Raw genomic sequence first — 24,844 nt, 5'->3', positions numbered from 1 at the left:
TATGAATGGGAGGCTGAAGTTACATTGCGTATGCCATTAATTGCAGGCAACTGGAAAATGTATAAAACAGTGCCGGAGACCGTTGAATTTATCAATGAGCTGAAAAAGCTGCTGGCCGGGGGGACAGGCGGTGTGGAAGTGGTTTTGTGCCCGCCCCACACCTCCCTGGGCGCCGCGGCCCAGGCCCTGGCCGGAAGTGATATCAATCTGGCGGCCCAGAATATGTACTGGGAAGAACAGGGAGCCTTTACCGGGGAGATTTCTCCCCCGATGCTCAGGGAGATTGGCTGCAAATATGTGATACTGGGGCACTCCGAGCGCAGGCAGTATTTCGGTGAAACAGACGAAACAGTGAACAAAAAAGTCAAAGCCGCCTTTAAGCACGGGCTGATACCCATAGTATGCGTGGGTGAAACCCTGGAGCAAAGGGAGTCCGGCGTAACCGAGAAGGTCATTGACACCCAGGTTAGGGGCGCCCTGGCGGGGCTTGACCGGACACAAACGGCAAGCCTGGTGATGGCCTATGAGCCGGTCTGGGCCATTGGAACCGGAAGGACGGCCTCCGATGACGACGCCCAGAAGGTCAACGGCTTGATCCGGGGACTGCTGGCGGAAGTGGCCGGCCGGGAGGCGGCGGAGAAAGTGCGCATTCAATACGGGGGCAGCGTTAAGCCGGAGAACACAGCCGGACTAATGGGCAAGCCGGATATCGACGGTGCCCTGGTGGGAGGCGCCAGCCTCAAGCCGGACAGCTTTGCGGGGATAATAAAGGCAGCTAGGTGACAGTAGAAATTTGGGAGTGAATCTGGTGAAAAGACTGAAGGGTCCCCTGGTGCTGATAATTGCGGACGGCTGGGGTCTGACGGATGAAAAAGAGGGCAATGCCGTTGCCTGCGCCAATACACCGAACATTTGCAAGTTCCTGTCCCTTTACCCGCATACCACCCTTGACGCCTCCGGAGAGGAAGTGGGGCTGCCCGGGGGGCAGATGGGCAATTCCGAGGTGGGACACTTGAATATTGGGGCGGGAAGAATTGTATACCAGGAGCTGACCCGTATCAGCAAGTCCATCAGGGACGGCGATTTCTACAATAATACGGTACTGACGGACGCGGTGAACAACGCTTTGAAAAACAACTCCGCCCTGCACCTGATGGGCCTGCTGTCCGACGGCGGGGTGCACAGTCACATCACCCATCTTTTTGCCCTGCTGGAAATGGCCAGGAAACGCCGCCTGGAAAAGGTTTATATTCACTGCTTCATGGATGGGCGGGATACTTCCCCCACCGGCGGGGTGGAATATGTGCGGCAGCTGGAAGATAAAATAAAAGAATTGGGCGTGGGCCGTATTGCCACTGTGATAGGCCGCTATTACGCCATGGACAGGGACAGGCGCTGGGAGAGGGTGCGGCAGGCTTACCGGGCCATGGTGCTGGGTGAGGGGCTGAAGGCCAAGTCGGCGCTGGCGGCGGTCCGGGACTCCTACGGCCGGGAGAAGACGGATGAGTTTATTCTGCCCACGGTGATTGAGGACGGCCCGGGAAATCCTCTGGCCACCGTAAGGGACGGCGACTCAATTATATTCTATAATTTCAGGCCGGACAGGGCCAGGGAAATAACCAGGGCCTTTGTGGACGGGGAGTTCGACGGTTTTGACCGGCCCGGGGACCGGCCCCGGGTGTTCTTCGTGTGCATGACCCAGTATGACAAAACCATTGAGGCCCCGGTGGCCTTCAGGCCCCAAAAAATAGTCAACACCCTGGGGGAAGTGCTGTCGGGCAAAAAAATTAAACAGCTGAGACTGGCGGAAACAGAAAAATACGCTCACGTTACTTTCTTTTTTAACGGCGGGGTGGAACCCCCCAATGAGGGAGAGGACCGCATACTGGTGCCCTCGCCAAAGGTTGCCACCTACGACCTGAAGCCGGAAATGAGCGCCCCGGAGGTTACCGGGGCCGCCCTGGAACAATTGGCCCAGGATAAATACAAGGTCATCATCATGAATTACGCCAACCCGGACATGGTGGGCCACACCGGCAACATGGAGGCGGCGGTCAAAGCCGTTGAAACGGTGGATTCCTCCCTGGGCAGGCTGGTGGAAACTGTGCTGGGCAGGGACGGGGTGGTTATTTTTACCGCCGACCACGGCAACGCCGAGCGCATGAAGGATGAAACCGGGGAGCCCTTCACGGCCCATACCGTGGATCCGGTTCCTTTCATATTAATTGGGAATGATGTGTCCGGCCTTAAACTCAGGAAAGGGCGGCTGGAGGATATAGCCCCCACCATGCTGGATTTGCTGGGAATTGACAAGCCCGGGGAAATGACCGGAGAAAGCCTGATAATAAAAGAATAGTTGCGGACACACCCCACCCCAAAGAGGCTCAATAGAGGAATGTCCCCTGACATACGTTGGTGACATTCCTCACCCTAATGAAAGCATTCATAGAGGTGTGTCCCCTTACATACGTTGGGGACATTCCTCAACCCTAAGGAAAGACATTCATAGAGGTGTGTCCCCTTACATACGTTGGGGACATTCCTCAACCCTAAGGAAAGACATTCATAGAGGTGTGTCCCCTTACATTAAAAGGAGGAATATATAATGTCAACAATTATCGCGGACGTATATGCCAGGGAGATACTGGACTCCCGGGGCAATCCCACCGTTGAGGTGGATGTGCTGCTGGAGGACGGCACCCTGGGCAGGGCGGCGGTTCCCTCCGGGGCATCCACCGGAGCCTACGAGGCGGTTGAGTTAAGGGACGGGGACTCCGGCCGTTACCTGGGCAAGGGAGTGGCAAAGGCCGTGGAGAACGTCAACAATATTATTGCCCCGGAGGTGCTGGGCTACGACTCCACCGAGCAGGTGGAGCTGGACAAAAGCCTGATTGAACTGGACGGCACTCCGAATAAGGGTAAGCTGGGGGCCAACGCCATACTGGGTGTTTCCCTGGCCGCGGCCAAGGCAGCCTCCAATGCCCTGGGCCTGCCCCTTTACCAGTACCTGGGCGGGGTAAACGCCAAACAGCTGCCGGTGCCCATGATGAACATTTTGAACGGCGGCAAGCACGCGGACAACAACGTGGATATCCAGGAGTTCATGGTTATGCCCGTGGGCGCCGGGAGTTTTGCCGAAGCCCTGCGCATGGGCGCCGAGGTGTTTCATGTTTTGAAAAAAGTGCTGAAGAAGAAAGGCCTCAATACCGCCGTGGGCGACGAGGGCGGCTTCGCCCCCAATCTGGGCTCCAATGAAGAGGCTCTGGCCGTTATAGTGGAGGCTGTTAAAGAAGCCGGCTATAAGCCCGGTGACGACATAGCCCTGGCCATAGACGCCGCGGCCACGGAAATGTTCAGGGACGGCGCTTACATACTGGAAGGAAAGCCCCGCTCCTCCACGGAAATGGTGGAATACTACGCGGCGCTGCTGGACAAATACCCCATACTTTCCATTGAGGACGGGCTGGCGGAGGATGACTGGGACGGGTGGAAGCTCTTCACTGAAAAAATGGGCAGGCGTATCCAGATAGTGGGGGACGACCTTTTTGTGACCAACACCGAGCGCCTGGCCAGGGGCATATCCGGAGGGGTGGCCAATTCCATCCTGATCAAGGTAAACCAGATAGGCACCCTTACCGAAACCCTGGACGCCATAGAAATGGCCAAGAGGGCGGGCTTCACCGCGGTGGTCAGCCACCGCTCCGGGGAGACCGAGGATGTTACCATAGCCGACCTGGTGGTGGCCACAAATGCCGGGCAAATTAAAACAGGCGCTCCCTCCAGGACCGACCGGGTGGCCAAGTACAACCAGCTGCTGCGCATTGAGGAGGAACTGGGCGAGGTGGCCCGTTACGGAGGTAGGCAAGCCCTTTACTGCCTGAGATAAATAATTGCTTTTAAGGCCTGTAAAAGGTTCGTCCGATTGTCATTTTTTGCTCCCCGTGCTATAATATTTTTCATATGAGATGTTGGAGGAGGTGAAGTTGTGTTAAAGGGCCTGGTAACCGCCCTTCATGTAATTATGTCCATAGCTCTTATTGCTTCAGTTTTACTGCAGTCTGGAAAAAGTGCCGGCTTGTCCGGGGCTATTGCCGGCGGCGCAGAAACTTTTTTCGGCAAGAAAAAAGGAATGGACGAGTTGCTGGGCAAGGTTACAATGGTTGTTGCAATATTGTTTGGGGTTACGTCTCTACTGTTGGGTTTGTGGTAATTCTCCGGTAACTAAAGAAAACTTTTAGGGGAAGAGGAGGGTAAAGTTAAAAGTGGAAAATATGACCTTAGCCTATTACGCTGCCGGCGCCGGCGCGATTGCGCTGCTGTTTGCCCTTTTTACAATGTCCCAGGTGCTTAAAGAAAGCATGGGCACGCCCAAGATGAAGCAGCTTTCCGAAGCGGTTCAAGAGGGCGCCATGGCGTACATGAACCGCCAGTATAAAACACTGGCTCCTTTCGCAATCGTAATTTTCGTATTATTGTGGGCCGCACAGTATTTTGTGCACCAGGCACCCGGCTCCCACCTGCCCGTGGGCCCGGCTTCCGCCATTTCATTCCTGGTGGGCGCCGTTTGTTCAGCCATCGCCGGTTATATCGGCATGAACAGTACAACCAAATCCAACGCCCGTACAGCCGAAGCCGCCCGCAGCAGCGGACTGGGCAAAGCCCTGCAGGTTTCCTTCCGGGCCGGCGCAGTTATGGGTCTTTCCGTGGCCGGTCTTGGACTTCTGGGTGTTTCCGTTCTTTTCATCATTTTCCAAAGCCCGCTGATTATCAACAGCTTCGCCTTCGGCGCCTCGGTTATCGCGTTCTTCGCCCGTGTTGGCGGCGGTATCTACACCAAGGCTGCTGACGTGGGCGCCGACCTGGTGGGTAAAGTTGAAGCAGGTATTCCTGAAGACGATCCCCGCAACCCCGCAACCATTGCCGACAACGTTGGTGACAACGTTGGTGACACCGCCGGTATGGGCGCCGACCTGTTTGAATCCTACGGCGCCACCACTATTGCCGCAATGCTCATCGGTAATACTCTGTTCGGTTTCCCGGGTGTTATCTTCCCGCTGCTGGTAGGCGCGGTGGGTATTATTTCAGCTATCATAGGTACATTTACCGTGCGCACCAGTGAGGGCGGCAACCCGCAGGCCGCTCTGAACGTTGGTCTGTGGAGCACCAACGTTCTTACCGCCGTCGGCACATTCTTCGTGGCCAAGGCTGTTTTCCCCTCGGAAGCCCATGTTATTATCAACGGTCAGGACACCGGCGTGGCTTTTGAGAACGTTTATATGGGTATCTTCCTGGCTGTTATGGCCGGTTTGATTGTTAACGTTCTGGTGGGTTATCTTACCGAGCACTACACCGCCGCGGGCAAAGGCCCTGTCAACAGGATCGCCGAGGCTTCCAAAACAGGTCCCGCCACCAACGTTATTCACGGTCTGGCTGTTGGTATGGAGTCGGTATTCTTCCCCATGCTGACCTTTGCCGCCGCTATTTTCATTTCCTACTGGGCAGTTTCCGCTTTTGCTCCTGAAGGACAGTCTTTACTGTGGTCCATTTACGGTATAGCCATGGCTGCCATGGGTATGCTTTCCACCGCGGGTATGGTTGTGGCCATGGACTCCTTCGGTCCCGTGGCTGACAACGCCGGTGGTATTGCCGAAATGGCCGAACTTCCCAAAGAAGTGCGTGAGAAAACCGACAAGCTGGACGCTGTGGGCAACACCACCGCCGCCATTGCCAAGGGCTTTGCCATCGGTTCCGCGGCCCTTACCGCTCTGGCCCTGTTCAGCGCTTATGTTGACGGTGTAAAACACAAATTTGCCGCTGTATTGCCCAACGGCGAGTTTGTTGTCAACCTTACCGAGCCTATCGTTCTGGTGGGTGTGTTTATCGGTGGTGCCATTCCTTTCCTGATTGGCGCCAGCACCATGCGCGCCGTGGGTGAAGCCGCATTCGGCATGGTGGAAGAAGTTCGCCGCCAGTTCCGCGAGATCCCCGGCATCATGGAAGGTACAGGCAAGCCTGACTACGCCCGTTGCGTGGACATTGCCACCCGCTCCGCCATCGCCAAGATGATCTTCCCCGGTGTTGTAGCCGTATCCGTTCCCATTTTGGTTGGTTTCCTTCTGGGAGCCAAGGCTCTGGCCGGCTTCCTGGGCGGACTTACCACCGTTGGTGTGCTGATGGCCCTGTTCCTGGCCAACGCCGGCGGCGCATGGGATAACGCCAAGAAATACATTGAAGGCGGCGCTTATGGCGGCAAGAAGAGCGAACCGCACAAGGCTGCCGTTATCGGTGACACCGTTGGTGACCCCTGCAAGGACACCTCCGGTCCTGCCATGAACCCGCTGATCAAGGTTGCCGGTACCATTTCCCTGATCCTTGGTCCGCTTCTTCTGAAACTGTAATAAACACTTGAAACTCAAAAAACAGCCGGGCGATTTCGCCCGGCTGTTTTTCTGCTAAGGGGGCACCCTGTCCTCACCTTTATCATTTATCGTGAAGAAATGTCCACAATGTATTACCTGGTCAATATATATACAATTCCTCCCAGGGACAATGTTGTGAATGCGGACAGCAGGATGCATATCCTGTTTAACAGTAAAACCTTTTGTTCCACTTCCGACACCCTGTTTTCCAATGTTTCAGCCGGGTTGACCAGCCTGGCCCTAATTGAGCTGGCCAGGGAGCCCACCTCTTTATTCAGTTTATCCGCTTCATTCATATTTGACATCGACTCCCGCCTGGTTAATGGCATCCCGAATGGCGGAAAGAATGAGCAGGGGTATTTGCTGCACGGCATGCTCCAGCAGTTCCAGGCGCGCCTTTATGGCGGCGAAATCATCTCTTTCCTGTTTTTGAAGGGCCTGCAAAAGGTCCAGCAAACGGCGGTTTTCGTCCAGCACCGGTTCCACCAGCTTCAATCTGGCTCCTTTCATGATATCCCTGGTCAGTTTTTGAATAACCTCGTCCTGCTGCCCGGTGGAGTTTGTATTTTTATCCACAGAAATACCTCCTTAATAAGGTTAGGGGACACACCTTCTTATGTTGGTTAAAAATCGCCGGTTACTAACAGCCCTCCGAAGGAATGTCCACATTAAATATCGTCTACGGCCTTTTTCAGCATGGAGAGCATTTTTATCAACTGGCGCTGACTATTTCTGGCGGTAATCGTTTCCACTTCCCGGATGATATCTCCAATAACCAGCGATTTTACTTCTTCCCCGGTCTTGCTGCCTATTTCCTTAATTATCTTTTTCAGCCTTTCATCTAGCAGCCTGGCGTTTTCCATAATTTATTCCCCCCCGGCATGTTGGACGTTTTAGACAAAGATTTTAGCTCCTCCAGATATTTTTTTATTTTTGCCGCATTCCTGGAGTCTCCGCTTCCGGTTCTTCCGGAAGAACAACGCTCTAACGCTTCCCCAAGCATGGAACCGAGTTGTTCTCCGGTTTCCCGGAGCATTCGCAGGTGACGGTCCTCAACGCCCCGGGCCAGCTGGCGGACCAGGCGGCTGAATCCCTCGTCCCCGCCCCGTAGAGCCTCAAGGGCCGATATCATGTATACCCGGGGATAGGGGAGAGGTTGTTTGCCGCTTTGGGCGGGCAATTTTATCCTGATAAAAAGGGAAGCCTTTTCTCTTTCCAGCTGATTCAAGGTGTCGGCGAAATTGATAACGTAATAGACCTCCGGCAGGCTGCTTTCAGGAGGATCCCTCACATCGGAGGCCAGATGTTTACCGTGAAGGAAGTGCAGCCTTATATCCGCCCGGTGTGAAAAGACAGGCTTTTTCACATCCCGGGGATTGTCCGGGGAATCCCAGCCGGGGGTGTCCACCAAATATGCTTTCCTCAGGGGCATGGACGGGTGGAAAACTTCCACATTTTCAATGATGAAGGAATAAGGAGGGGAGGTTATTTTAACATACCGCTCCCTCTGCCCGGGGTTATCCAGGTCGAAAACAAAGCGCAGGGGATTGCTGAGTGTCAGGCGAACCGCCATAAGCGGCGGATTTTCCCTGGACGGCGCCTTTTTGGATATGAATCCGGGCAGCAGGGAGGCTATTTTGCCTGCGGAACCGGCTTTTTTCTCCCTGCTTAATTGGGACAGGGTATCCTCCAGCGCAGCTGCCAATTCGTCCTTTGGAATGCGGTGAAAGCTTTTTTCCACCGCTATTTCCACATCCGCCACCACTGAAAAAAATTCCTTATCATTTATAAGGCTTTGCAGGGCCTTCATTTCCCTGGCGTCCGGCACGTATTTTCCGTCTTTTTTCCGCACGGGGTTAAATACCGGCTGCAAGAGTGAGCGGACCACCGCTTTTTTTTCAGAGCCGTAAGCGATGACAACAGTGCTGGAAGTGGTTGCCTTGTCTCCGGTGGGCAGGATGCTCTCCCCCAGCAGGGCATTAAGAAATGTGGTCTTTCCGGAAGAAAAGGTGCCCACCACCTCAATTACGCATTTCCGGTTATTGATTTTTTCAGCAAGGTCTTTCAGTCCCGGAGCGGGTATTATTTTGTTCAGGATACTGTCCCCGGCCATTTCTTTAATCAGTTGTTCCATTTTCAGCGGCTGCCCGGAATGTTTTCCCCGCTGCTTCAGGGCTGCTCCGGAAGGTACGTCCAATAGCACCAGACGCCTGGCGTTATCATTCAAAAGCCAGTGTATTCTGCCCCCGGCTCCGGGCAGGGATGATATCGCCTCCCGGGCCAGCAGGAGTTGCCGGGCATCCTGGTGCAAATCCCAGAATTGCCTCAGGAATTCCCCGTCGTCCTTGATGCCGGTGATTTTGCCAAGCCTCACCGGCAGGCTCCCGTCCATGCTCCGGAGCTGTTTTTCAATCTGTTTTAGCATCCTTCCGGCCATGGAGGTTTTTATGTACAGGGACAGTAATTCAATACTTTTGTGGTCTTTGGTGCTGATTAGCTGTACTCCGCTCCGGCCGGGAAGCAATTGCCGCAGGGAGGCGACGGTTTCCCGCAGGGTGGAGCCGTCGCTGAGCCCCGTGTTTGCGTTTATCCAGAAGGATATGTTTATATTGCCGGACTGTATGAGCTTTCTAATGCCGTTTAAATAACTGTGGATGGAGGAATCCATTCCCCTCTGGTGCAACAGGAAAATTATCTCCGCGGGGCTGCCGGCCACCAGTTTATCCAGCAGTCGGTCGGTTTCCGTGCTCAGGCCGGACCCGGGGGCGTCCACCAGGGAGCACCAGTTAAGAATATCCGCGGTATGTCTTATCTCTATACTTCCGGTGACCTTACCCGGGGCTTTCCGCCTGACTAAATCCGCAAGCTGTCTTTTGTCCATAATCCGCCGGGTCTTGCCCCTTAAATGGGCTTCCGCGTAAAAAGCGCTGCCCGCGGTCAGCCGGATGGGAATGAAAGTGCATGGTGAGGCGTCCACCGGGCATATTTCCGACTGAAGCAGGCCGTTTATCAGGGTGGATTTACCGCTATTCACCGGTCCCATAAAAATCACTTCCGGCAGCCGGATGTCGGACCAGAAGCGGCCCAGTTCCCGGGCCTGATTGATTAATTTATAAACGTCTTCCATAACAACCACTCCGGTATTAATTACTCCTAATGGAATATATTAGAATCACCGGAGTTTAATGAGTGTCATTTTTAAATAAAAAAACCGCCTGTGGGCGGGTTAACGGTCAGGGCGTATTTTTTTTTCTTTGGCCGCCAAAATCCTTATTTACAAACAATCTCAGGAAGGATTGCCTTAATTTAGTATTTCTCAAGAAAAAAATCCAGCTGTTTCAATACTTCGTCCATGGGCAGCGCCCGGGCTTCCCTTTCGGTGATGGGGCGTCCGAAGGTCAGTCCCTGTTCCTGCTGGTGCCCGCGATTTCTGCGGGGCAGCTGCCGGTTTTGGGAAAACCACTTTCTGGCCACCGAAAAGGGGGTGTGGAAGGAAAAACGGTGTTCGCCCCAGGCGATGTTGAATTCGAAGAGATCGTAGTAGCTGTTGTTTCTGGCGCAGCGGGGGCATCCTTCGCCGGACCTGGCCATTTCAGCGTAGCTAAGGCCCATGGACCTGGCCTTTGCCCGGCAGTTCTGGCAGAGGTTAATCTGCTGTAACCCTTCTACCTTAACGATTTCCAACTCCGGTTCTTCTATAAAATTTTGGGCCATGGATTTTAAAACTTTTTCCTTCAGGTCGTAGAGGTATTTCTGCCCGGCCTTGGCGTAGTGATTGAGGTGATACAGATAGTAGGATACCCTTAATAGATCGGCGGTTTTCTCCGGGGCGGGGTTCAGGGATGCCAGGAAACGTTCGCGGTCCTTCCTGACTTCCCAGGCGTTGGCCGATTCAAAGGCCCTTATCCTGCCGGAGCGGGCCGCGCCGAACCGGGCGTTTTCCCGGGTGGCCCAGTTAGCCAGTATCCTGGGCATTTCCCGGGTCAGGGATTCAACCTGCTCGGGACTATAGAGATTTACATCGCCATGCTTGAGTTTTTGCTTGCCCTGTATTTCCAGGTAGCCCTCATCGGTGAGCAGCCGGACTTTTGCCGGGGTTACGCCCAGGGTCGAGCAAACTTCGGCGGTGGTCAGCAAACGTTCCTGTTTACGCATTTGCATCAGTCTCCAGAGTCGAATATTCAGAGTCTATAACAGCTTGTTTAATCCCAATACTATTTCCAGCATGATCAGCAGCACTATGGCCAGTTCCATTATGGCGGACTGCTGGGTGACGATTTCATCGCTGAGCATGGAGTAGCTCTGCTGGATGATGGATATTTTTCTTTCAATGCTGTCCGCCCAGGCCCGGGTGCGGAATATATTCAGCGCCGAGCCGTATACCCTGGCGTAGAAAATATCCTCGGTAACCTTCAGGGAATTATGTATGCGCTCGGTGATTTCACTTACATCCGCCACCAGTTCCATCAATTCGTTCATAATTTTGCGGTATTGCCTGCGGCGTCCGTATTTCGGAACAGTACCCACATCCTCGATGGCCTGGTACATTTTCCTCATCTCGTCACTGAGCAGGTTGTCGTAGTAGCGCAGCTCCAGCAGCTGGGAGTTGGCGAATTCCAGCAGGTCCGGTATATCCGCGCTGCCCGAGGCGTCGTATACCAGGGCGGAGTCCCAGGTTATCACTGCCAGATCCTCCCTGCCGTAGACGAAGGAGTTGGCCGTCAGTTCCCGCCGGACCTGATCGCTTAAAGGCTCCGTTTCCGCCAGCAGCAGGGGGGCCGGGTCCCATTCGGGATTCCAATTGCGGAAGAAGTATATTATGTAATCCTCCACAAAGCCCGAAAGCACCGGCTTGAACATCGCGTCCTGAAGCGTGCGCTGGATCTGCGAAAGTTTATTTTCAAAAAGAGGCTCCATATCGTCTGTGTTGTACATATATACGGATAATTTATGGATATTATCATAGTCAAATTCAAGTGGCAGGGTAATCCTTAACACAATGCTTATTACACCCAGATCGAATATCCTGGCGGAGAAGGTTGCCTTAAAAGGCATTTGCAGGGCGGTTACCGTTTCTTCTCCAAGTTCTATGGTTACCGGGGGGTTTTTTATCTGAATGGATTTGGAGCGGACCCTGGAAAGTTTCATCCGGGAGGTGGATCCTGTTTGAGCCAGTATTTGTTCCACCCTTTCCAGGTTGATTTCTTCCGCCACATCAAATATTCTATACAGCCAGAAGGAATTTGCCATGATGCCACCGCCATAAATTAGAATTTCAAATATTGTAACAGCATTTGAGTTTACCGGCAAATTTTTATTCCCGGGGCAGGTCCCGCCAGGACGTGCCGCTTTACAGGCAACCTGCCGGAAACTCAGACGGGCCGGTCCAACGGGGCGGGCAAATTAATTTTAAAAATTCCGCCGCCGGATTCCTTTCTTTTCTTAAATATCTCCAATTTATGATTTAAAAAAGCCTCGGTTACCTCGAAATAATCGGACAGCTCCGAAGGTGAACTGATTTTCCCCGAATTTATTGCGCTGTTTAAATCAATATCGGGTATTAAATAATCCGTTGCCCAGCACATTGCCCGGTATTCATCCCGGCTGAGATTCATTTTATCCTGGTAACTTGGCTGGGCTATCAGTAGATTGGATTTTGCCGAGGTATAATAGTGACCTACTTCCTCGGCAAAAACGCAACGAAATTGCGGCCAGTTCCACTGCAGGGAATTGTCCAAAAGTATTATGGGCAGATTATACGCCCATACGTATAGTCCATTCAGTTTCGGGTCTTTTTTATGCAGATTTGTGTATCTTACTTCTATTCCTTCCTTTTCGGCAATTTCCCAGAGAGATTGAATTTTCTGATCCATATAATACCTCACCCATGTCAATAATTGTCGAATGGTTTGGAAACCATAAAAACTACCCTGGGGTAGTTTTTGTGGCAATTATTAAAACTGCTTTTCAATTTATTATTTCATTTGCTTTTTCTTTCCTCAAGAATTTTTACCACTTCTTCTTTAATCAATTCTCTAAGATCCGGCGACGCCTGCAGGAATTGCCGGGATTCGTGGCTTGCCGCAATCACGGCCCTATCCAGCTGCCGGTCCAAATTGGTGTCGGAAAAATTATTTTCCAAATACTTTACATCCTCCGGCTTTGAATTTCTCTGCTCCACCCGCAGCAGCCCGCTCAAAAAGTACTTTATTTTTAACCTTTGTTCCAGGGTCAAGGGCCGGCCTTCAATGTCAACCTCAGTATTTCCGTCTTCTAAAAGTTCCATAATATCAATTTTTGAATTGATGTTAATGTTCAAAAGGTGGTCGGCCGAAACCCCGTATAATTCTGAAAGACGTTTTAGCAGGGTGGTATCGGGGTCCCGTTCCCCCCGTTCGTAATTGGACAAAGCCGTGTTTGCGATGCCCAGTATTTGGGCCGCCTGTATCTGGGTAAGGCCCCTTTTCATTCTGGCTTTTTTTAATCTATTCCCTAGATTCATTGCAATCAACCTCAAATATATTAATTTAAAATATTATACCACACATTTCACGTAATGATAAATAATTTCACATTTAGTAAAATTTTTATTGACACACCCCTGTTGGAAAATTATAATGATGATATGAATTTTACGTTACGTGTAATCCGGCTGTTTTGACACATGGCCATAATATAGCCGTGCCGCGGCTTGCGGCAAAAAAACACATCCCGTATACACGTAATGTGTAATTATTGCGAGGTGGTTCTTATTGGAGAGGGTCTCGGAACAATTAATTACGCAAATCAAAAAAAAATCAAAGGAAATTGACAAGCTCCAATACGGCGAGGTTATCCTGAAGGTTCAGGATAGCAGAGCGGTATGGGGCGAGATAAAGGAAGTTTGGAAGGCTGACTCGTATAAACGGGAGGCCCGGGATTAGACCCCGGGCCTTTTGTTTTTCTCCCGGCAACTAAAAATCAACTGCGCTGCTCGCGTCGGGGTGTGCCGGGGCGGGATGTGAACGGCGGCAGCGCGGTTTTTGATATGGCTTGATCATGGCCGCCGGGCGGCGGCAGGGCCTATAGTATGGCCGGGTATTTGAGGGATGTCCGGCCATACAAAATCTTTTTGAAATTAATACAGGGGTAGAGCCGATGAATAAATACGATCAGAAGTATTCACTGAACGTCAAGGCTAATGTTGAAAGGTGTAAATCTGACAGTGTATACATGGGCGAAGTATTGCTGGCCAATGAAAAGCTTATCTGGTACTCCATCCACAAATACGTGGGTAACCCCGAGCAGATGATTAAGAACTCCTGTCTGGACAAGGACGATATTCTGCAGGTGGGGCGCATCGGTCTGATTAAAGCTATAAATGCTTTTGATACGGAAAGGGGCACAAAATTTTCTTCCTTTTCGGTTATTGCCGTTGCAAGAGAGGTGAGATGCTTCATCCGGGATCACTATTGCCCCATCCGGCCCACCCGGGCGGCAAATGACCTTATCTTAAGGATTAAGAGGCTTGAGGATGATTTGGGCTATTTGCCCCGGCCCGGTAAAATTGCCGAGCTGTTGGGTGAAAGCCGGGAGAAAGTGACTAAAGCTCTTGGGATAGGTCAGTATATCAGGTCCCTGGATGAGCCGGTGGGGAATAAAAATTCCCGGGGTCAGTTGTCTGACGGACATATAACCCTGCTGGACATGCTGGAGGACAGTTATGATATTGAATTGGAAACTGTTGACCGGTTATACCTGGAGAGTGTTATTAAAAAGGTTAAAGAGCTGCTGGGTGAGAAAGAGGGCGCTATTTTCGGACTGAAGCTGCAGGGGTTAAATCAATCTGAAATAGCAAAGAAAATAAATGTCAGCAAGATGAAGGTCAGCCGGGTAATGAAAAAGATTATCGCCTTAATGGAAAAAAATGGGGAGCACCTGTAAGGGTGTTCTTTTTTTTCTTTTTAGTTCTACTCTAAAGCTGTAAATCATTATCGGTTACTTCCCGCGGGATTTTTACCGACTGGAGTGAGCGCTGTGAAAGAGCTGATAGATGAATATAAAAAATCATTGAGCCTGTTGCGCAGGAGCAATATATCGCCGATACACGGCAGGAGCATGATATCGGATACCCTGTGGGCGATAGAATACATGGAAACAGGGCGGGTGCCCGGCAAAAAGTGGAGCGTTGCCAGATGGAGCCGTGAAAAAAGGGAAGTGCCGGTGGACCCGTTTTTAATCTCACGCTTTCTGAAAAGCAGTGATTCCGTAAAATCCGCTCCGGACTGGATGGTACAGCTTCTGGAAAGGCTGCTGTCCTCCCTGTCCGCAAGGGAGAGAGAGGCCTTCAGGCTGGTCCGCGGACATTGCTACTCCTTTGCCCAGGCCGGGGAACTCATGGGCTGCAACAAGGGCAGCGTTCAGAATCTAGTGCGCCGTGCCGAGAAAAAAATCGCGCTTGTCGTACGAAAGCAAACAATAAGTGAGAGGGAGTCCTTAGGACAGGAGGTGTAGCACGTTAAATATAATGAGAGCGGCGATTGGTCAAAAATTAATTGATGTCATTCCGGAAATTGAAGGCAGAGTGCTTGAATTTCATACGGCAAATGCAAACACGGCAAAGCCCTATCTGGTTTTGAAACAGGGGGCGGACTCCAAGGAACTTCCCCGGGCGGATCTGTTTGGAAATAATGTGGATGCCGGAGTCCTTTCGGTCCGCATGGGACCGGATGTAACTCCCTGGGCCGGCTTTTTGAGAAACATTGAGATATGGCCATATGTTTCAGCCTCGGAGTCATTTCAAAATGTGGACAATCTGGTTGAAAAAATCACCGGGGCATTAGAAGGTCAGCAGCTTACGGCAAGCGGCGGAGATTGGTTCACCTGCCGCTACCTGGGCACCCTGGGCGGCGACTGCATAGATACCGGACTGGATGTAATATCCAGGGGCCTGAAATTCGTTGTTCTGGCGCTGCAGCCAGTACCGGGAACGGATAATGTGGAGAACGACCCCTGGCTGGAAGCCCTGTCCGGATGGACGGAGTCCCTGCTGGGCACGGGCTGGGCGGTTTACCGCAATCTTTGGCCGGTTAATTATAAAAACCCCGCGGTGCTCTGGCGTCTCTCCAAAGTTGAGACAAGGGAGAGGGCCCGGTATTTCTTCGAGGTGCAAAAAACCTTTACGGGGCATGTTTTAGGCGCCGGCATAAATGAGCAACAGTGGGCCGTTGTCATGATCGCCCGGCAATTGGGCGGCGCGATAAAAATTTTATTGGACGGCGCCGACAGACGGTATCTTACTGTTGGCCGCCCCAGGGTTGAATATGAGGCCGACGCCTTCAACACCGGTCAATTATCGGTAACCCTCAGGCAACTGGCAAGCAGAGCCGGGGATGAGGCTCCACTTATCTCAGCCGTACACAATAAGGGGACTATGTGAACCACCCCTCCCTTCGCTCTCGCTTCGCAAGTAAGGAAGGCTTGGAATGGGGACTTCCCGGCGGAACCCAAGGCTCACTTATATTTGATTTTAGCGGAGGTGATGAGTGTGAAATTCTCGTGTGGTATGGCACACCGCTTCTAAAAGCCGGAAATAAAATAATAAAGGAGAGGATTTGCTAATGGCGGGCGGAACATGGTCGGCAACTGAAATACCTGTGCTTCCGGGATTGTATCTGAATTTTGAGGCTGCCGCCCTGGCGGCTATACAGCCCGGCGCCAGGGGCGTGGTGGTGGCGCCGGTGAAGGCTCACTGGGGCCCGGTAAGGGAGTTCGTTGAGATAAACAGCGAAGCGGCGATAAATGATTATTTTTCCGCGGATCACACCGGAGGCTCCACGGCGGCAACAACCCTTAAATTGATTCTGCTGGGAGGGGCCGGTAAAGTTTTGGCCTACCGGCTGGCTGACGGCAGCGCGGCTAAAGCCGGTGTGACTTTAAAGGACGGGTCGGCCGCGGATGTCCTGGGAATAACGGCCAGGTATGAAGGCGCCAGGGGCAACAACTTTAAAATCACCGTCGGGGACAACCCCGCCGACGGCGTAAACAAACAGGATCTACAGCTTTTTGAGGGCTCCGTGTTACTCAGAACCTTTACCTTTAACAAAGGCGCCGGGGTGGTGGACAATGCGGTTGCCGCCATAAATAGCGACCCTGCAAACAAGTGGGTGAGGGCGGCCAAACTGGCCGGCGGCGACGGCACAATCGCCGGTGTGCCGGACCAGCCGCTCAGCGGCGGGAATTCCGGCATTGCTTCAATAGGAGCCGCGGAATACGCCGGCGCCCTTACGGCTTTTGAAACCCGGGATTTTAATCTGATCGCCCTGGACGGTGTTTATGATCCGGCCATACAAACATCCCTGGTATCCTGGGCCGGACGGATGAGGGAAGAAGGAAAAGGCATAATAGCGGTTCTCGGCGGACAGGCCTCCGACGACACTGCGCCCGAGGCGGTGGGCAAGGCCATAGCCAGAAGCGCCGGGTTTAACCATGAAGGGATTGTCAACGTCGGGACGGGCGCCATTCTGGATGGTGTTGCCTATTCCAGCGCGCAGCTTTCGGCCTATGTGGCCGGGCTTATAGCCGGCCAGAAACTCAGCGAGGCGACCACTTACGCGGCAACACCCTTTGATGACGTGACCAGACGGTGGACCCGCTCCGAGATGGAGCAGGCCGTTGCCGGGGGAGTTTTCCTGCTCTTCCATGACGGATTGCTGGTTAAGGCCTTGCGGGGGATGAATTCCCTGGTGACCCTTCGCCAGGGGCAAAACAATTCCTGGAAAAAGATCAGGACCATCAGGGTAATGGATGCTGTCAATACGGACCTGTTAAGGGCCGCCGAGGACAATTATATAGGCAAGGTCAACAACACCGAGGAAGGGCGCCTGGCCCTGATCGGGGCCTGTAAACAGTACATGCAGTCTCTGGCACAGGCCGGAATTATAGAAAATACCGGCTGGGATGTATATCTGGACCCGGATTATTACGGAACCGGGGCCGTCAATACCCCGGAGCCGGACCAGGTATATCTAAGGTGGGAGGCCAGGCTCACCGACGTTATGGAACAAATATTCGGCACTTTTATTGTGAAGTAGGAGGTGGCTTAATTGTCTTTGGATGCCGGCAGAACCATTCTGGGAACTTATGGTCAGGTTTTTATCGACGGCCAGTGGCAAACCAATTTTAACAGCCTTGTGGCCAATGTTGAAATGGACAAGAAGGAAATTCTTTTGTCCGGCGATGTCTGGAAGAGGTATAAGAAAGGTCCTCTAAAAGGCAGCGGCACCATGAGCGGCTTTAAAGTAACCAGCGGTATGCTGCAGCGGGGTTTCAGCAAGTTTGAAATTATCTCCAAGCTGGACGACCCCGAGGCATACGGCTTTGAAAGGATTAGACTGAAAAACGTGCTGGTGGACGGACTTCAGCTGGCTAGCTGGAAAGCCGGGGAACCCGTGACGGAGGAAGTTAAATTCACCTTTGAGGAATACGAGCTTCTGGATCCCATCGTGGCATAGGGGTGATTGGCATGGATATGGAAAAAATGACCGGCGAACAGATAATCAACAGGCTGCTGGAGGCCGATTCCCTTCCTGAAAAGACTGTTACCCTTCCCCGCCTGGGTATCCCGGTGACGTTGAGGGGATTGACCGGGAAACAGGTTTTCGGCATCCGGGAGCGCTGCACCCGGCGCAGGGAGCGCCGGGGCCAGGTAATCGAGCATATAGATGAAGAGGACTTTAACGTGGCCCTTATTGAAGCGGCGACGGTATCCCCGAACTGGGGGGACGGCAAGCTGCTGGCCAAGCATAAGGCTTCCGGGCCGGAGGAAATAATCAAACGGGTATTGCTGGCCGGGGAGCTTTCCGCCCTTGGGGAAACGGTTCTTGATTTAAGCGGCTTCAATATTTCTCTTGATGATGTAAAAAACTGATCAACTCCGGGGGGCTGCCGGGGGTGCTGCACTTTATGTGGGTGCGGCACCACCTGCTTCCCGGGGATTTCTGGAAGCTGCCCCGGGGGGAACAGCTTTTTCTTTTAGCCAGTACGGAGATTGAGCTGGAAGCCGGAGACGGGGCGCGGAAGGAGGGTTAGCGGCGTGTTTGATATTAATTATAAATTAGGCAGGACTTCAGGGGGGCCGGGGGATGAAGAGGCGGAGCGCAGAAAAAGGGCGGTTGAGCGTAATTTTAATAAGGCATTTTTCACCTCGCGGACTATCAATAATTTAAAAAAGTATAGTAACATAGGCGTCCCAAATGTAAATCGACATTTAATTATGAAAAGCCCTAATAGGGCGGCTGGCGGTTCGGGATACAAAGAGACAGAGCGCTGGAAAAAAGCTACAGAGAGCAGCATCAGTTTCCATTTAAAATTGGAAACTGATGCCATACCAACAAAAAATATGCTTACAAAACCTTTGCGATCCATTGCCGATTTGAATAAGAATAGTTATGTAGCAGGTCAGAGGATTAAGGATATATTATACGCGGTTGATCCTATTTATCCCATTAAAGAGCGGGTAATGATAAATAAGATCAATGAAATCAATAAGAATAAGCTGGGCTTTTCAAATAAGGCAATAATTGCTGAGCAAAAAAATAAATCCATCAGTGCGCACATAAAAAAACTGCTGGAAAAAGTTGCATTTAGCAGTGAAGATCTTATTGGCTCCAGCGAAGATTTGATAGATGGCATTGGTTCAACCGCAGAAATATTATCAGATGCAATGCCGATAAATATACATGAAGCGAACAGGCTGACATATATTGCTAAAAGGGCCGGGTATTTGGGAATTGGTTTAAGAATTCTTGAAGTGGGTAATATTCTTCGAAACAAAAAAGGGAAAGAAAGGAATTTAGAGTTAGCAAGACTATTAGTTACCACTGCCGGTAGTGGTATCGGCAGCACATTAGGGATGCTGGGAGGCGCTTTCGTTGGAGGCCCTGCAGGTGGCGCAGTTGGAAACTTTATAGGAGGGTTTGTGGGCGATGAATTATCAGGATGGGCTTTCGATAAATTTATTGAACTAACTCAAAACACCGGGGACCGCTTTCACAATTCATTACAAACCGGCAAGATGGCTGCTGCACGTTACAAAAATAACATTTTAGAACAAAATTTGCCCAACAACAGTTATGCCAATCCTGCCTCTCTTATGACCCAAAAAGCTATCCGCCCTTTACGAACTATTAATGATTTAAATGCGGATGTTTATATTTATAAGCGAGATTTATTTAATTCATTTAATAAAAACAACCGGTATAAGAATTTTCAATTGGAAACTATAAAAGGCATGAGCCGGAGAAAAAGCAATATTAAAGATATTGAGCTGATGTTACCCCCCATGGATGGTATATCCGGCGGTTTAACCAATAAATACAACAATAACAACCCGCGGATCAATCAAAAGGTTTCAGTAAACGTTACCGTTAACAGCCAGGCGGATGCCGCCGGTTTGGGCGATGAAATAGCCTTAAAAATTGCAAGGGAATTCCGCAAGGCATACCAAAACAGAAGCGGCGGCCTTGGTCCGGCCTATGCCTAGCCTCATTGGCCGCCGGCATTAAAAAGGGAGGTGAATCTCCTTGGATTTCATCTTATCGGACCCCGAGGGACCGGAATTACAGCTGCCGGTGAACCCGGAAGAAGTAACAATCCGGCGGGAAAAGCAATATGAAACGGTTGACATAATAAATCTCGGGGAAATTGACTTTCCCACCGGGGAGAAGGTAAAAGATATCACCTTCTCTTCTTTTTTTCCCATGGAATATGACCCGTCCTTTTGCCGTTATTCCGACCTGCCCGACCCCCAGCAGGCCATGAACCGGTTGACGGCATGGATGATAAGCCGCAAGCCCGTCAGGCTGAATATAACCGGAACCATTATAAACGTGCCGGTGTTGATATCCGCTCATACCAGCGTCTTCAAAGGCGGTTATCCCGGTGACGTTTATTACGACCTGACCTGCCGGACATGGCGTGAGATTAAGGTCAGGACCGCCGCGGAGGCGGCGGCTTCGCTTTCTTCCACGGGCGGGCTGAAAGCCCAAAGGCAAGATTTAAAACCGGTTGCCGGGGAATATAAGGTAAAGTCCGGGGACACCCTTTGGGCCATAGCGAAACTGAATTACGGTGACGGCTCAAGGTGGAAGGATATCTACTCAAACAATAAAAAGATAATCGGCCCCGACCCGGATTTGATTTACCCGGGAATGAAGCTGGTGATGCCCAAATGATTAATCCGGGAAGCGGCAAATACGAGGTGGTTCTGGACAACCGGTATTATCTCCGGGAGCTTGTGGAGAGCATAACCCTGGAAGAGTCCTTGGATGATATAGCCTATCACGCGGATATCAGACTGGTTGCAACCGCTGATTTTCCAGCCATAACCCCCGGGCAGGATATCCGGGTCTCCGGCCTGCCCTTTGGCGGCAACGTTATGCAATACCTGCTGCAGCCGGGCGTGGTGTGGGAGTGCTACAGCTCTTTCCGGGGACAAAAACACCTGAATGTGGGGGTTTACGACAAAACAATATACCTTTCCAGAAGTGAGGACGAGTATCTGTTCCCCGCAGGCCAAACCGCAACCCAGAGGCTTAAAAAATATGCCGGCGACTGGAATATCACCCTGGCTTCCGGGCTGGCCGACACAAAAACTCCGCTGGCCAAGGCGGTATACCGTGCCCAATCGGTTTATTCCATGATAAGGGCTGATTTGGCGGATACCGTTAAAAAGGGCGGGGAAATGTACCGGCCCCGGATGACTCCCAACGGGCTGGAATTATACAGAATTGGCGGCAATTCAACCATCTGGGCCCTTGAAACGGAACAAAACCTGGAAGAAATAAACCAGCGCCGGACCCTGGAGGGTGCAATCACCCAGGTAAAGGTTCTGGGCAATGCTCCCGAAGACAAGCGTTCCCCCGTACTGGCCCTGGTCAAGGGTGAGACGGAAAAACTGGGGACATTGCAGAAAGTTCTGATTGACAGCAAGATTACCAGTGCGGGCCAGGCCAAAACCGCGGGGCAAAAATTGCTTGCCGGGATTCAGGAAACGGTGACTGTCAGAGGTCTGGATGTCAACACAATCAGGGCCGGCGACAAAGTAAGCCTGAACGGCTGGGAATTGCTGGTCACCTCGGTAAAACACGAACTGGGCGGCCCCGGCCACATGAGCCTGGAACTGGCAGGCGCCGAATTGGTCAGGAGGCGGTATTTTAATGGATCCTTTTAAACAGATTGTTTCCCTGCTGGAAGCAAGGATCACGGATAAAGCCGGCCGGCCGGCATCAGGAATGCAATGCGAACTGGGAACCATCACCTCCGCGGGGCTGAAGCTGGATAACTTTAAACATGAAATAAAGGATTTCCTGATAGCAGATTGGCTGGTTAAAATACATCTTCCGGATTTTTTCCTGGTTGGAACCGCCACAAGTCCGGTGGACGGGCAGGGTAATCCCCTGCCGGGAGCCGGCACATCGGCCTTGACAAAATACAGTTTCAACGCCCGGGAATTTGAGGATGTGCGTCTGGAATTAAAGCAAGGATTAAAAACCGGCGACAGGGTACTGGTGGCACCGGTTAACGGCGGCCAGGATTTTGTCATATTAGCGAGGGTGATGCCAAATGCCTAACCTTTTCCCAACTGAGACAACAATTAATGCTCCTGAAATTAACCGGTTCAGCGAAGGCGAAGCGTTATTCGGGAGAAGCTGGCGCTTTGATTTCGGGGCGGGGGATTTTATTCTGACTCCCTCGGGCGGAGTGGCAACCGCGGAAGGTATTGAGGCTTACATGGAGTGGTGTCAAAAAACCCTGTTGACCCAGCGATACCGTTATCTGATATATAGCCGGAATTACGGCAGTGAGTACGAGGAGCTTGCGGGGCGCGGGTATTCAAGGGCAATTATTGAAAGTGAAGTTGAGCGCATGACCGGGGAGGCGCTGCTGGTTGACCCCAGGACAGCTGAGGTTAATAATTTCTCCTTTTCGTGGCGGGAAGACGCCCTGTATTTTACCTGCGACATCACCACTGTGCGGGGGGAGAAAACAACCATCGGGAGCGAGGTGAAATTAAGCTGATGTCGGAACTGCCTGATTTTCTGACAAATGAAAGTGAATATAACATTCTGAGCAGGATGCTGGACAGGGTGGCTGATGACATTGACAAATCCGAGGGCAGCTACATATATGACGCCCTGGCCGGCGTGTCCAACGAAATAGCGCAAATGAAAGCGGATATGGGGGAATATCTTAACCGGGGTTTTGCCGGCACCACCTTTGGCGAATACCTGGACGCCAGATGCGATGAGCACGGAATCAGCAGAAAGCCGGCGGTTAAGTCTGCCGGCCAGGTCAGATTCACCGGCGTGGCGGGAACCGTTATACCGGCCGGCACAACGGTAAGCACCGCGGCGGACCTGGTAACGAACACCGGGGCTGTGGAATTTGTAACCAAACAGGCGGCTGTTATTCCGGCTGAGGGATACGTGTTCGCTGACATTGAAGCGGCGGAGGCCGGCAAAACAGGCAACGTGGCGGCGGGTGCCGTCGGGTTGCTGGCAACCCCCGTCAACGGGGTATCCGCGGTAACAAACGAATCCCCGGTAACAGGGGGAGCGGATACGGAATCTGATGATGATTTAAGGGACAGGTTTTTAACCAGGGTTAGAACCCCGGGAACCAGCGGAAACAAGGCCGATTACATGCAATGGGCGCTGGAGGTCGCCGGAGTGGGGGCGGTCCAGGTGATACCCTTGTGGAACGGACCGGGCACCGTGAAGGTTGTTCTCCTGGACAGGGACAAACAGCCGGCCAGCCAGGCCATTGTGGACGCGGCGCAAGGGTATATTGACCCAAACCCGGGCATGGGGGAGGGAAAGGCGCCCATTGGGGCGGCGGTGACGGTAACGGCGGCCGCCATGGTGAACATTGATGTAACCGCCGTTGTTGTCCTTTCCGGCACCAGGACCCCGGCTGAAGTAAGGAGCCTTTTTGAAGCGGCACTCCAAGACTACCTGGAAAGCCTGGCCTTCTCCGGCGATCCTACGGTGCGCTATGTCAGGATCGGGTCTTTGCTGCTGGATACCGAGGGTGTGCAGGATTACAGCGACCTGCAGGTTAACGGGGGAACCGGAAACGTGGCGGTAATGTCCGGCCAGGTGGCCGTCATGGGGGCGGTGACGTTAAATTGAGCGCCGACATTCTAACCAGCCCCCGGGGCAAGGCCATGCTGGCCAATTGCCCCAAATATTATGAGACAAGCCGGGTGTTTAAATCCTATTTGCAGGCTGTTGGACCGGAACTGGACCAGTTTAAGCAAGGTGTAAAAGAGATTCTGGACCAGTGGTTTGCCAGGACAGCCAGTTGGGGACTGGACCGGTGGGAGGAGGAACTGGGCCTCGTAAACTACGTCGGCAAGCCCGACAAGCAGCGGCAGGACAGGATTGTATCCAAAATCCGGGGTGTGGGTATGGTAACAATTCAATTGGTAAAGGCCGCTTGTGAAGCATATGACGGCGGGGCCGTGGAGGTGACAGAGCAGCCGGAGCTTTATCAATTCACCGTTAAATTTGTGGACACATACGGAATTCCGCCCAACCTGGAAGACTTAAAAAACGCCATAGAGGACATTAAACCTGCTCACCTGGCGGTGAGTTATAATTTCCGCTATCTTTTATGGGATGATTTCGACGTCCAAAGTATTACCTGGGACCAATTAGATGCAAAGGTTCTGGCCTGGAATGACTTTGAGACAGGGGGATGGTTAAATGCCTGATATCACGCCAAGGCTTGGATTGAAAAAACCATTAGGGAATGAAGCTGTAAGCCGTGCAGCCTACAATGAAAACATTGATTTGATAGATCAAAACGCAGCGAAGGCTTCAGATTTTGCTGTGCATTTGGCCGAAAATATGTTTCATGGAAAGCTGTATTCCATAAACGATTTGAACGGTGTCATTGGCATAACGCTGCCCCTGGGGCTGACCGTTGACACATATGCCTCAAAAGGTATATGTACCAGGGCTATAACCACAAATGTCGACGTTACCGTGTTGACGGCCATAGCAAACAGCATTGGGGCGTTTATTCCGGTTAATGAACTGGGATACCACAAATACGCCTTTATAATGCGGGCAAAAACCAGTAACGCAGCGTCCACCACGGCTGTATTAAGGGCCGTAGTGAGCGCAAAGAACGCTGTCGGTAATTATATCACACTTGCAGACATTAGCTTTTTGGGTACAGATTTCAATAACGGCACCACTGATTACAGCTTCCTGTATGTTCCTTTTGAGTTAAAGTATGGGCTATCTGCCGGCATACTGTTGTTGCCGCTTGATTTAAAATTTGAGGTGACGGCCCGTGGTAGCCTTACCAATAACATAACCATATCTCTTGACATAATCGGACTATCCCCAGCGGTTCCGGCGTCCTATGCATAGGAG

At 51.9% G+C, this 24,844-nt stretch carries 29 protein-coding genes; 21 read left to right on the top strand and 8 right to left on the bottom strand.

What is annotated here, in order from left to right; all coding sequences use genetic code 11:
• The first annotated feature begins 24 nt into the window (after positions 1 to 24).
• The 5 genes from tpiA to DCCM_RS16985 all read left to right on the top strand — a co-directional run bounded on the left by tpiA (position 25) and on the right by DCCM_RS16985 (position 6,398).
• Complete coding sequence (gene tpiA / locus DCCM_RS17005) at positions 25 to 783, top strand: triose-phosphate isomerase (protein WP_104373580.1); 759 nt, start codon at positions 25 to 27, stop codon at positions 781 to 783.
• A gap of 25 nt (positions 784 to 808) precedes the next feature.
• Positions 809 to 2,356 carry a 2,3-bisphosphoglycerate-independent phosphoglycerate mutase gene (gpmI, locus tag DCCM_RS17000; protein ID WP_104373632.1) on the top strand — a complete coding sequence of 516 codons (1,548 nt, stop codon included), beginning with the start codon at positions 809 to 811 and terminating at the stop codon, positions 2,354 to 2,356.
• A gap of 249 nt (positions 2,357 to 2,605) precedes the next feature.
• The gene (gene eno / locus DCCM_RS16995) at positions 2,606 to 3,886 is read left to right on the top strand and encodes a phosphopyruvate hydratase (protein ID WP_104373579.1); all 1,281 of its coding nucleotides are present in this window, start codon (positions 2,606 to 2,608) and stop codon (positions 3,884 to 3,886) included.
• A 99-nt stretch (positions 3,887 to 3,985) separates the two neighbouring features.
• The gene (secG, locus tag DCCM_RS16990) at positions 3,986 to 4,210 is read left to right on the top strand and encodes a preprotein translocase subunit SecG (RefSeq protein WP_104373578.1); all 225 of its coding nucleotides are present in this window, start codon (positions 3,986 to 3,988) and stop codon (positions 4,208 to 4,210) included.
• Between the two features lie 61 nt (positions 4,211 to 4,271).
• The gene (locus DCCM_RS16985; RefSeq protein ID WP_174705175.1) at positions 4,272 to 6,398 is read left to right on the top strand and encodes a sodium-translocating pyrophosphatase; all 2,127 of its coding nucleotides are present in this window, start codon (positions 4,272 to 4,274) and stop codon (positions 6,396 to 6,398) included.
• Positions 6,399 to 6,511: 113 nt separating this feature from the next.
• On the opposite strand, the gene DCCM_RS16980 is transcribed toward DCCM_RS16985, so the two are convergent.
• The 8 genes from DCCM_RS16980 to DCCM_RS16945 all read right to left on the bottom strand — a co-directional run bounded on the left by DCCM_RS16980 (position 6,512) and on the right by DCCM_RS16945 (position 12,921).
• Complete coding sequence (locus DCCM_RS16980) at positions 6,512 to 6,715, bottom strand: hypothetical protein (protein ID WP_104373576.1); 204 nt, start codon at positions 6,713 to 6,715, stop codon at positions 6,512 to 6,514.
• Complete coding sequence (locus DCCM_RS16975; protein ID WP_104373575.1) at positions 6,708 to 6,995, bottom strand: hypothetical protein; 288 nt, start codon at positions 6,993 to 6,995, stop codon at positions 6,708 to 6,710. Before DCCM_RS16975 ends, DCCM_RS16980 begins: the two co-directional genes overlap by 8 nt.
• A gap of 92 nt (positions 6,996 to 7,087) precedes the next feature.
• A complete protein-coding gene (locus tag DCCM_RS16970) occupies positions 7,088 to 7,282 on the bottom strand; it encodes a hypothetical protein (RefSeq protein ID WP_104373574.1) in 195 nt (64 codons plus the stop codon).
• Positions 7,261 to 9,546, bottom strand: coding sequence for a dynamin family protein (locus tag DCCM_RS16965; protein ID WP_104373573.1), 2,286 nt, complete (start codon positions 9,544 to 9,546; stop codon positions 7,261 to 7,263). The genes DCCM_RS16970 and DCCM_RS16965 overlap by 22 nt, the downstream gene beginning before the upstream one ends.
• 179 nt (positions 9,547 to 9,725) lie before the next feature.
• On the bottom strand, positions 9,726 to 10,574 hold the full coding sequence (locus tag DCCM_RS16960) for a hypothetical protein (RefSeq protein WP_104373572.1): 849 nt from the start codon (positions 10,572 to 10,574) through the stop codon (positions 9,726 to 9,728).
• 33 nt (positions 10,575 to 10,607) lie between these two features.
• Positions 10,608 to 11,669, bottom strand: coding sequence for a hypothetical protein (locus tag DCCM_RS16955; RefSeq protein ID WP_104373631.1), 1,062 nt, complete (start codon positions 11,667 to 11,669; stop codon positions 10,608 to 10,610).
• Positions 11,670 to 11,791: 122 nt separating this feature from the next.
• Complete coding sequence (locus tag DCCM_RS16950; protein ID WP_104373571.1) at positions 11,792 to 12,292, bottom strand: ImmA/IrrE family metallo-endopeptidase; 501 nt, start codon at positions 12,290 to 12,292, stop codon at positions 11,792 to 11,794.
• Between the two features lie 107 nt (positions 12,293 to 12,399).
• Positions 12,400 to 12,921: a helix-turn-helix domain-containing protein gene (locus DCCM_RS16945; RefSeq protein WP_104373570.1), complete on the bottom strand. Its 522-nt coding sequence runs from the start codon at positions 12,919 to 12,921 to the stop codon at positions 12,400 to 12,402.
• 250 nt (positions 12,922 to 13,171) lie between these two features.
• Between DCCM_RS16945 and DCCM_RS18825 the strand changes: the two genes are divergently transcribed.
• The 16 genes from DCCM_RS18825 to DCCM_RS16870 all read left to right on the top strand — a co-directional run bounded on the left by DCCM_RS18825 (position 13,172) and on the right by DCCM_RS16870 (position 24,841).
• Positions 13,172 to 13,342: a hypothetical protein gene (locus tag DCCM_RS18825; protein WP_165792231.1), complete on the top strand. Its 171-nt coding sequence runs from the start codon at positions 13,172 to 13,174 to the stop codon at positions 13,340 to 13,342.
• 214 nt (positions 13,343 to 13,556) lie between these two features.
• The gene (locus DCCM_RS16940) at positions 13,557 to 14,342 is read left to right on the top strand and encodes a sigma-70 family RNA polymerase sigma factor (protein WP_104373569.1); all 786 of its coding nucleotides are present in this window, start codon (positions 13,557 to 13,559) and stop codon (positions 14,340 to 14,342) included.
• 93 nt (positions 14,343 to 14,435) lie between these two features.
• The gene (locus DCCM_RS16935) at positions 14,436 to 14,912 is read left to right on the top strand and encodes a sigma factor-like helix-turn-helix DNA-binding protein (protein ID WP_104373568.1); all 477 of its coding nucleotides are present in this window, start codon (positions 14,436 to 14,438) and stop codon (positions 14,910 to 14,912) included.
• A 13-nt stretch (positions 14,913 to 14,925) separates the two neighbouring features.
• Positions 14,926 to 15,837, top strand: coding sequence for a hypothetical protein (locus DCCM_RS16930; protein WP_104373567.1), 912 nt, complete (start codon positions 14,926 to 14,928; stop codon positions 15,835 to 15,837).
• A gap of 181 nt (positions 15,838 to 16,018) precedes the next feature.
• Positions 16,019 to 17,491: a phage tail sheath family protein gene (locus DCCM_RS16920; RefSeq protein ID WP_104373565.1), complete on the top strand. Its 1,473-nt coding sequence runs from the start codon at positions 16,019 to 16,021 to the stop codon at positions 17,489 to 17,491.
• A gap of 12 nt (positions 17,492 to 17,503) precedes the next feature.
• Entirely contained in the window at positions 17,504 to 17,911 is a 408-nt protein-coding gene (locus DCCM_RS16915) for a phage tail tube protein (protein ID WP_104373564.1), read from the top strand.
• An 11-nt stretch (positions 17,912 to 17,922) separates the two neighbouring features.
• Positions 17,923 to 18,327, top strand: coding sequence for a phage tail assembly chaperone (locus tag DCCM_RS16910; RefSeq protein WP_104373563.1), 405 nt, complete (start codon positions 17,923 to 17,925; stop codon positions 18,325 to 18,327).
• Positions 18,328 to 18,350: 23 nt separating this feature from the next.
• The gene (locus DCCM_RS18820) at positions 18,351 to 18,488 is read left to right on the top strand and encodes a hypothetical protein (RefSeq protein WP_165792230.1); all 138 of its coding nucleotides are present in this window, start codon (positions 18,351 to 18,353) and stop codon (positions 18,486 to 18,488) included.
• A gap of 4 nt (positions 18,489 to 18,492) precedes the next feature.
• Positions 18,493 to 19,941: a hypothetical protein gene (locus DCCM_RS16905; RefSeq protein ID WP_104373562.1), complete on the top strand. Its 1,449-nt coding sequence runs from the start codon at positions 18,493 to 18,495 to the stop codon at positions 19,939 to 19,941.
• A 40-nt stretch (positions 19,942 to 19,981) separates the two neighbouring features.
• The gene (locus DCCM_RS16900; RefSeq protein ID WP_104373561.1) at positions 19,982 to 20,632 is read left to right on the top strand and encodes a LysM peptidoglycan-binding domain-containing protein; all 651 of its coding nucleotides are present in this window, start codon (positions 19,982 to 19,984) and stop codon (positions 20,630 to 20,632) included.
• Positions 20,629 to 21,630, top strand: a complete 1,002-nt coding sequence (locus tag DCCM_RS16895) for an XkdQ/YqbQ family protein (RefSeq protein ID WP_104373560.1) — start codon at positions 20,629 to 20,631, stop codon at positions 21,628 to 21,630. The genes DCCM_RS16900 and DCCM_RS16895 overlap by 4 nt, the downstream gene beginning before the upstream one ends.
• Complete coding sequence (locus tag DCCM_RS16890) at positions 21,617 to 22,030, top strand: DUF2577 family protein (protein WP_104373559.1); 414 nt, start codon at positions 21,617 to 21,619, stop codon at positions 22,028 to 22,030. Before DCCM_RS16895 ends, DCCM_RS16890 begins: the two co-directional genes overlap by 14 nt.
• Positions 22,023 to 22,478, top strand: coding sequence for a DUF2634 domain-containing protein (locus DCCM_RS16885; RefSeq protein WP_104373558.1), 456 nt, complete (start codon positions 22,023 to 22,025; stop codon positions 22,476 to 22,478). Before DCCM_RS16890 ends, DCCM_RS16885 begins: the two co-directional genes overlap by 8 nt.
• Complete coding sequence (locus tag DCCM_RS16880) at positions 22,478 to 23,590, top strand: baseplate J/gp47 family protein (protein ID WP_104373557.1); 1,113 nt, start codon at positions 22,478 to 22,480, stop codon at positions 23,588 to 23,590. Before DCCM_RS16885 ends, DCCM_RS16880 begins: the two co-directional genes overlap by 1 nt.
• Positions 23,587 to 24,174, top strand: a complete 588-nt coding sequence (locus DCCM_RS16875; protein ID WP_207655624.1) for a putative phage tail protein — start codon at positions 23,587 to 23,589, stop codon at positions 24,172 to 24,174. Before DCCM_RS16880 ends, DCCM_RS16875 begins: the two co-directional genes overlap by 4 nt.
• The gene (locus DCCM_RS16870) at positions 24,167 to 24,841 is read left to right on the top strand and encodes a hypothetical protein (RefSeq protein ID WP_104373556.1); all 675 of its coding nucleotides are present in this window, start codon (positions 24,167 to 24,169) and stop codon (positions 24,839 to 24,841) included. Before DCCM_RS16875 ends, DCCM_RS16870 begins: the two co-directional genes overlap by 8 nt.
• Positions 24,842 to 24,844: the final 3 nt, after the last annotated feature.

This window comes from Desulfocucumis palustris, from assembly GCF_002933875.1.
GTDB lineage: Bacteria > Bacillota > Desulfotomaculia > Desulfotomaculales > Desulfocucumaceae > Desulfocucumis > Desulfocucumis palustris.
This window is presented reverse-complemented; position numbering and strand designations above follow the sequence as displayed.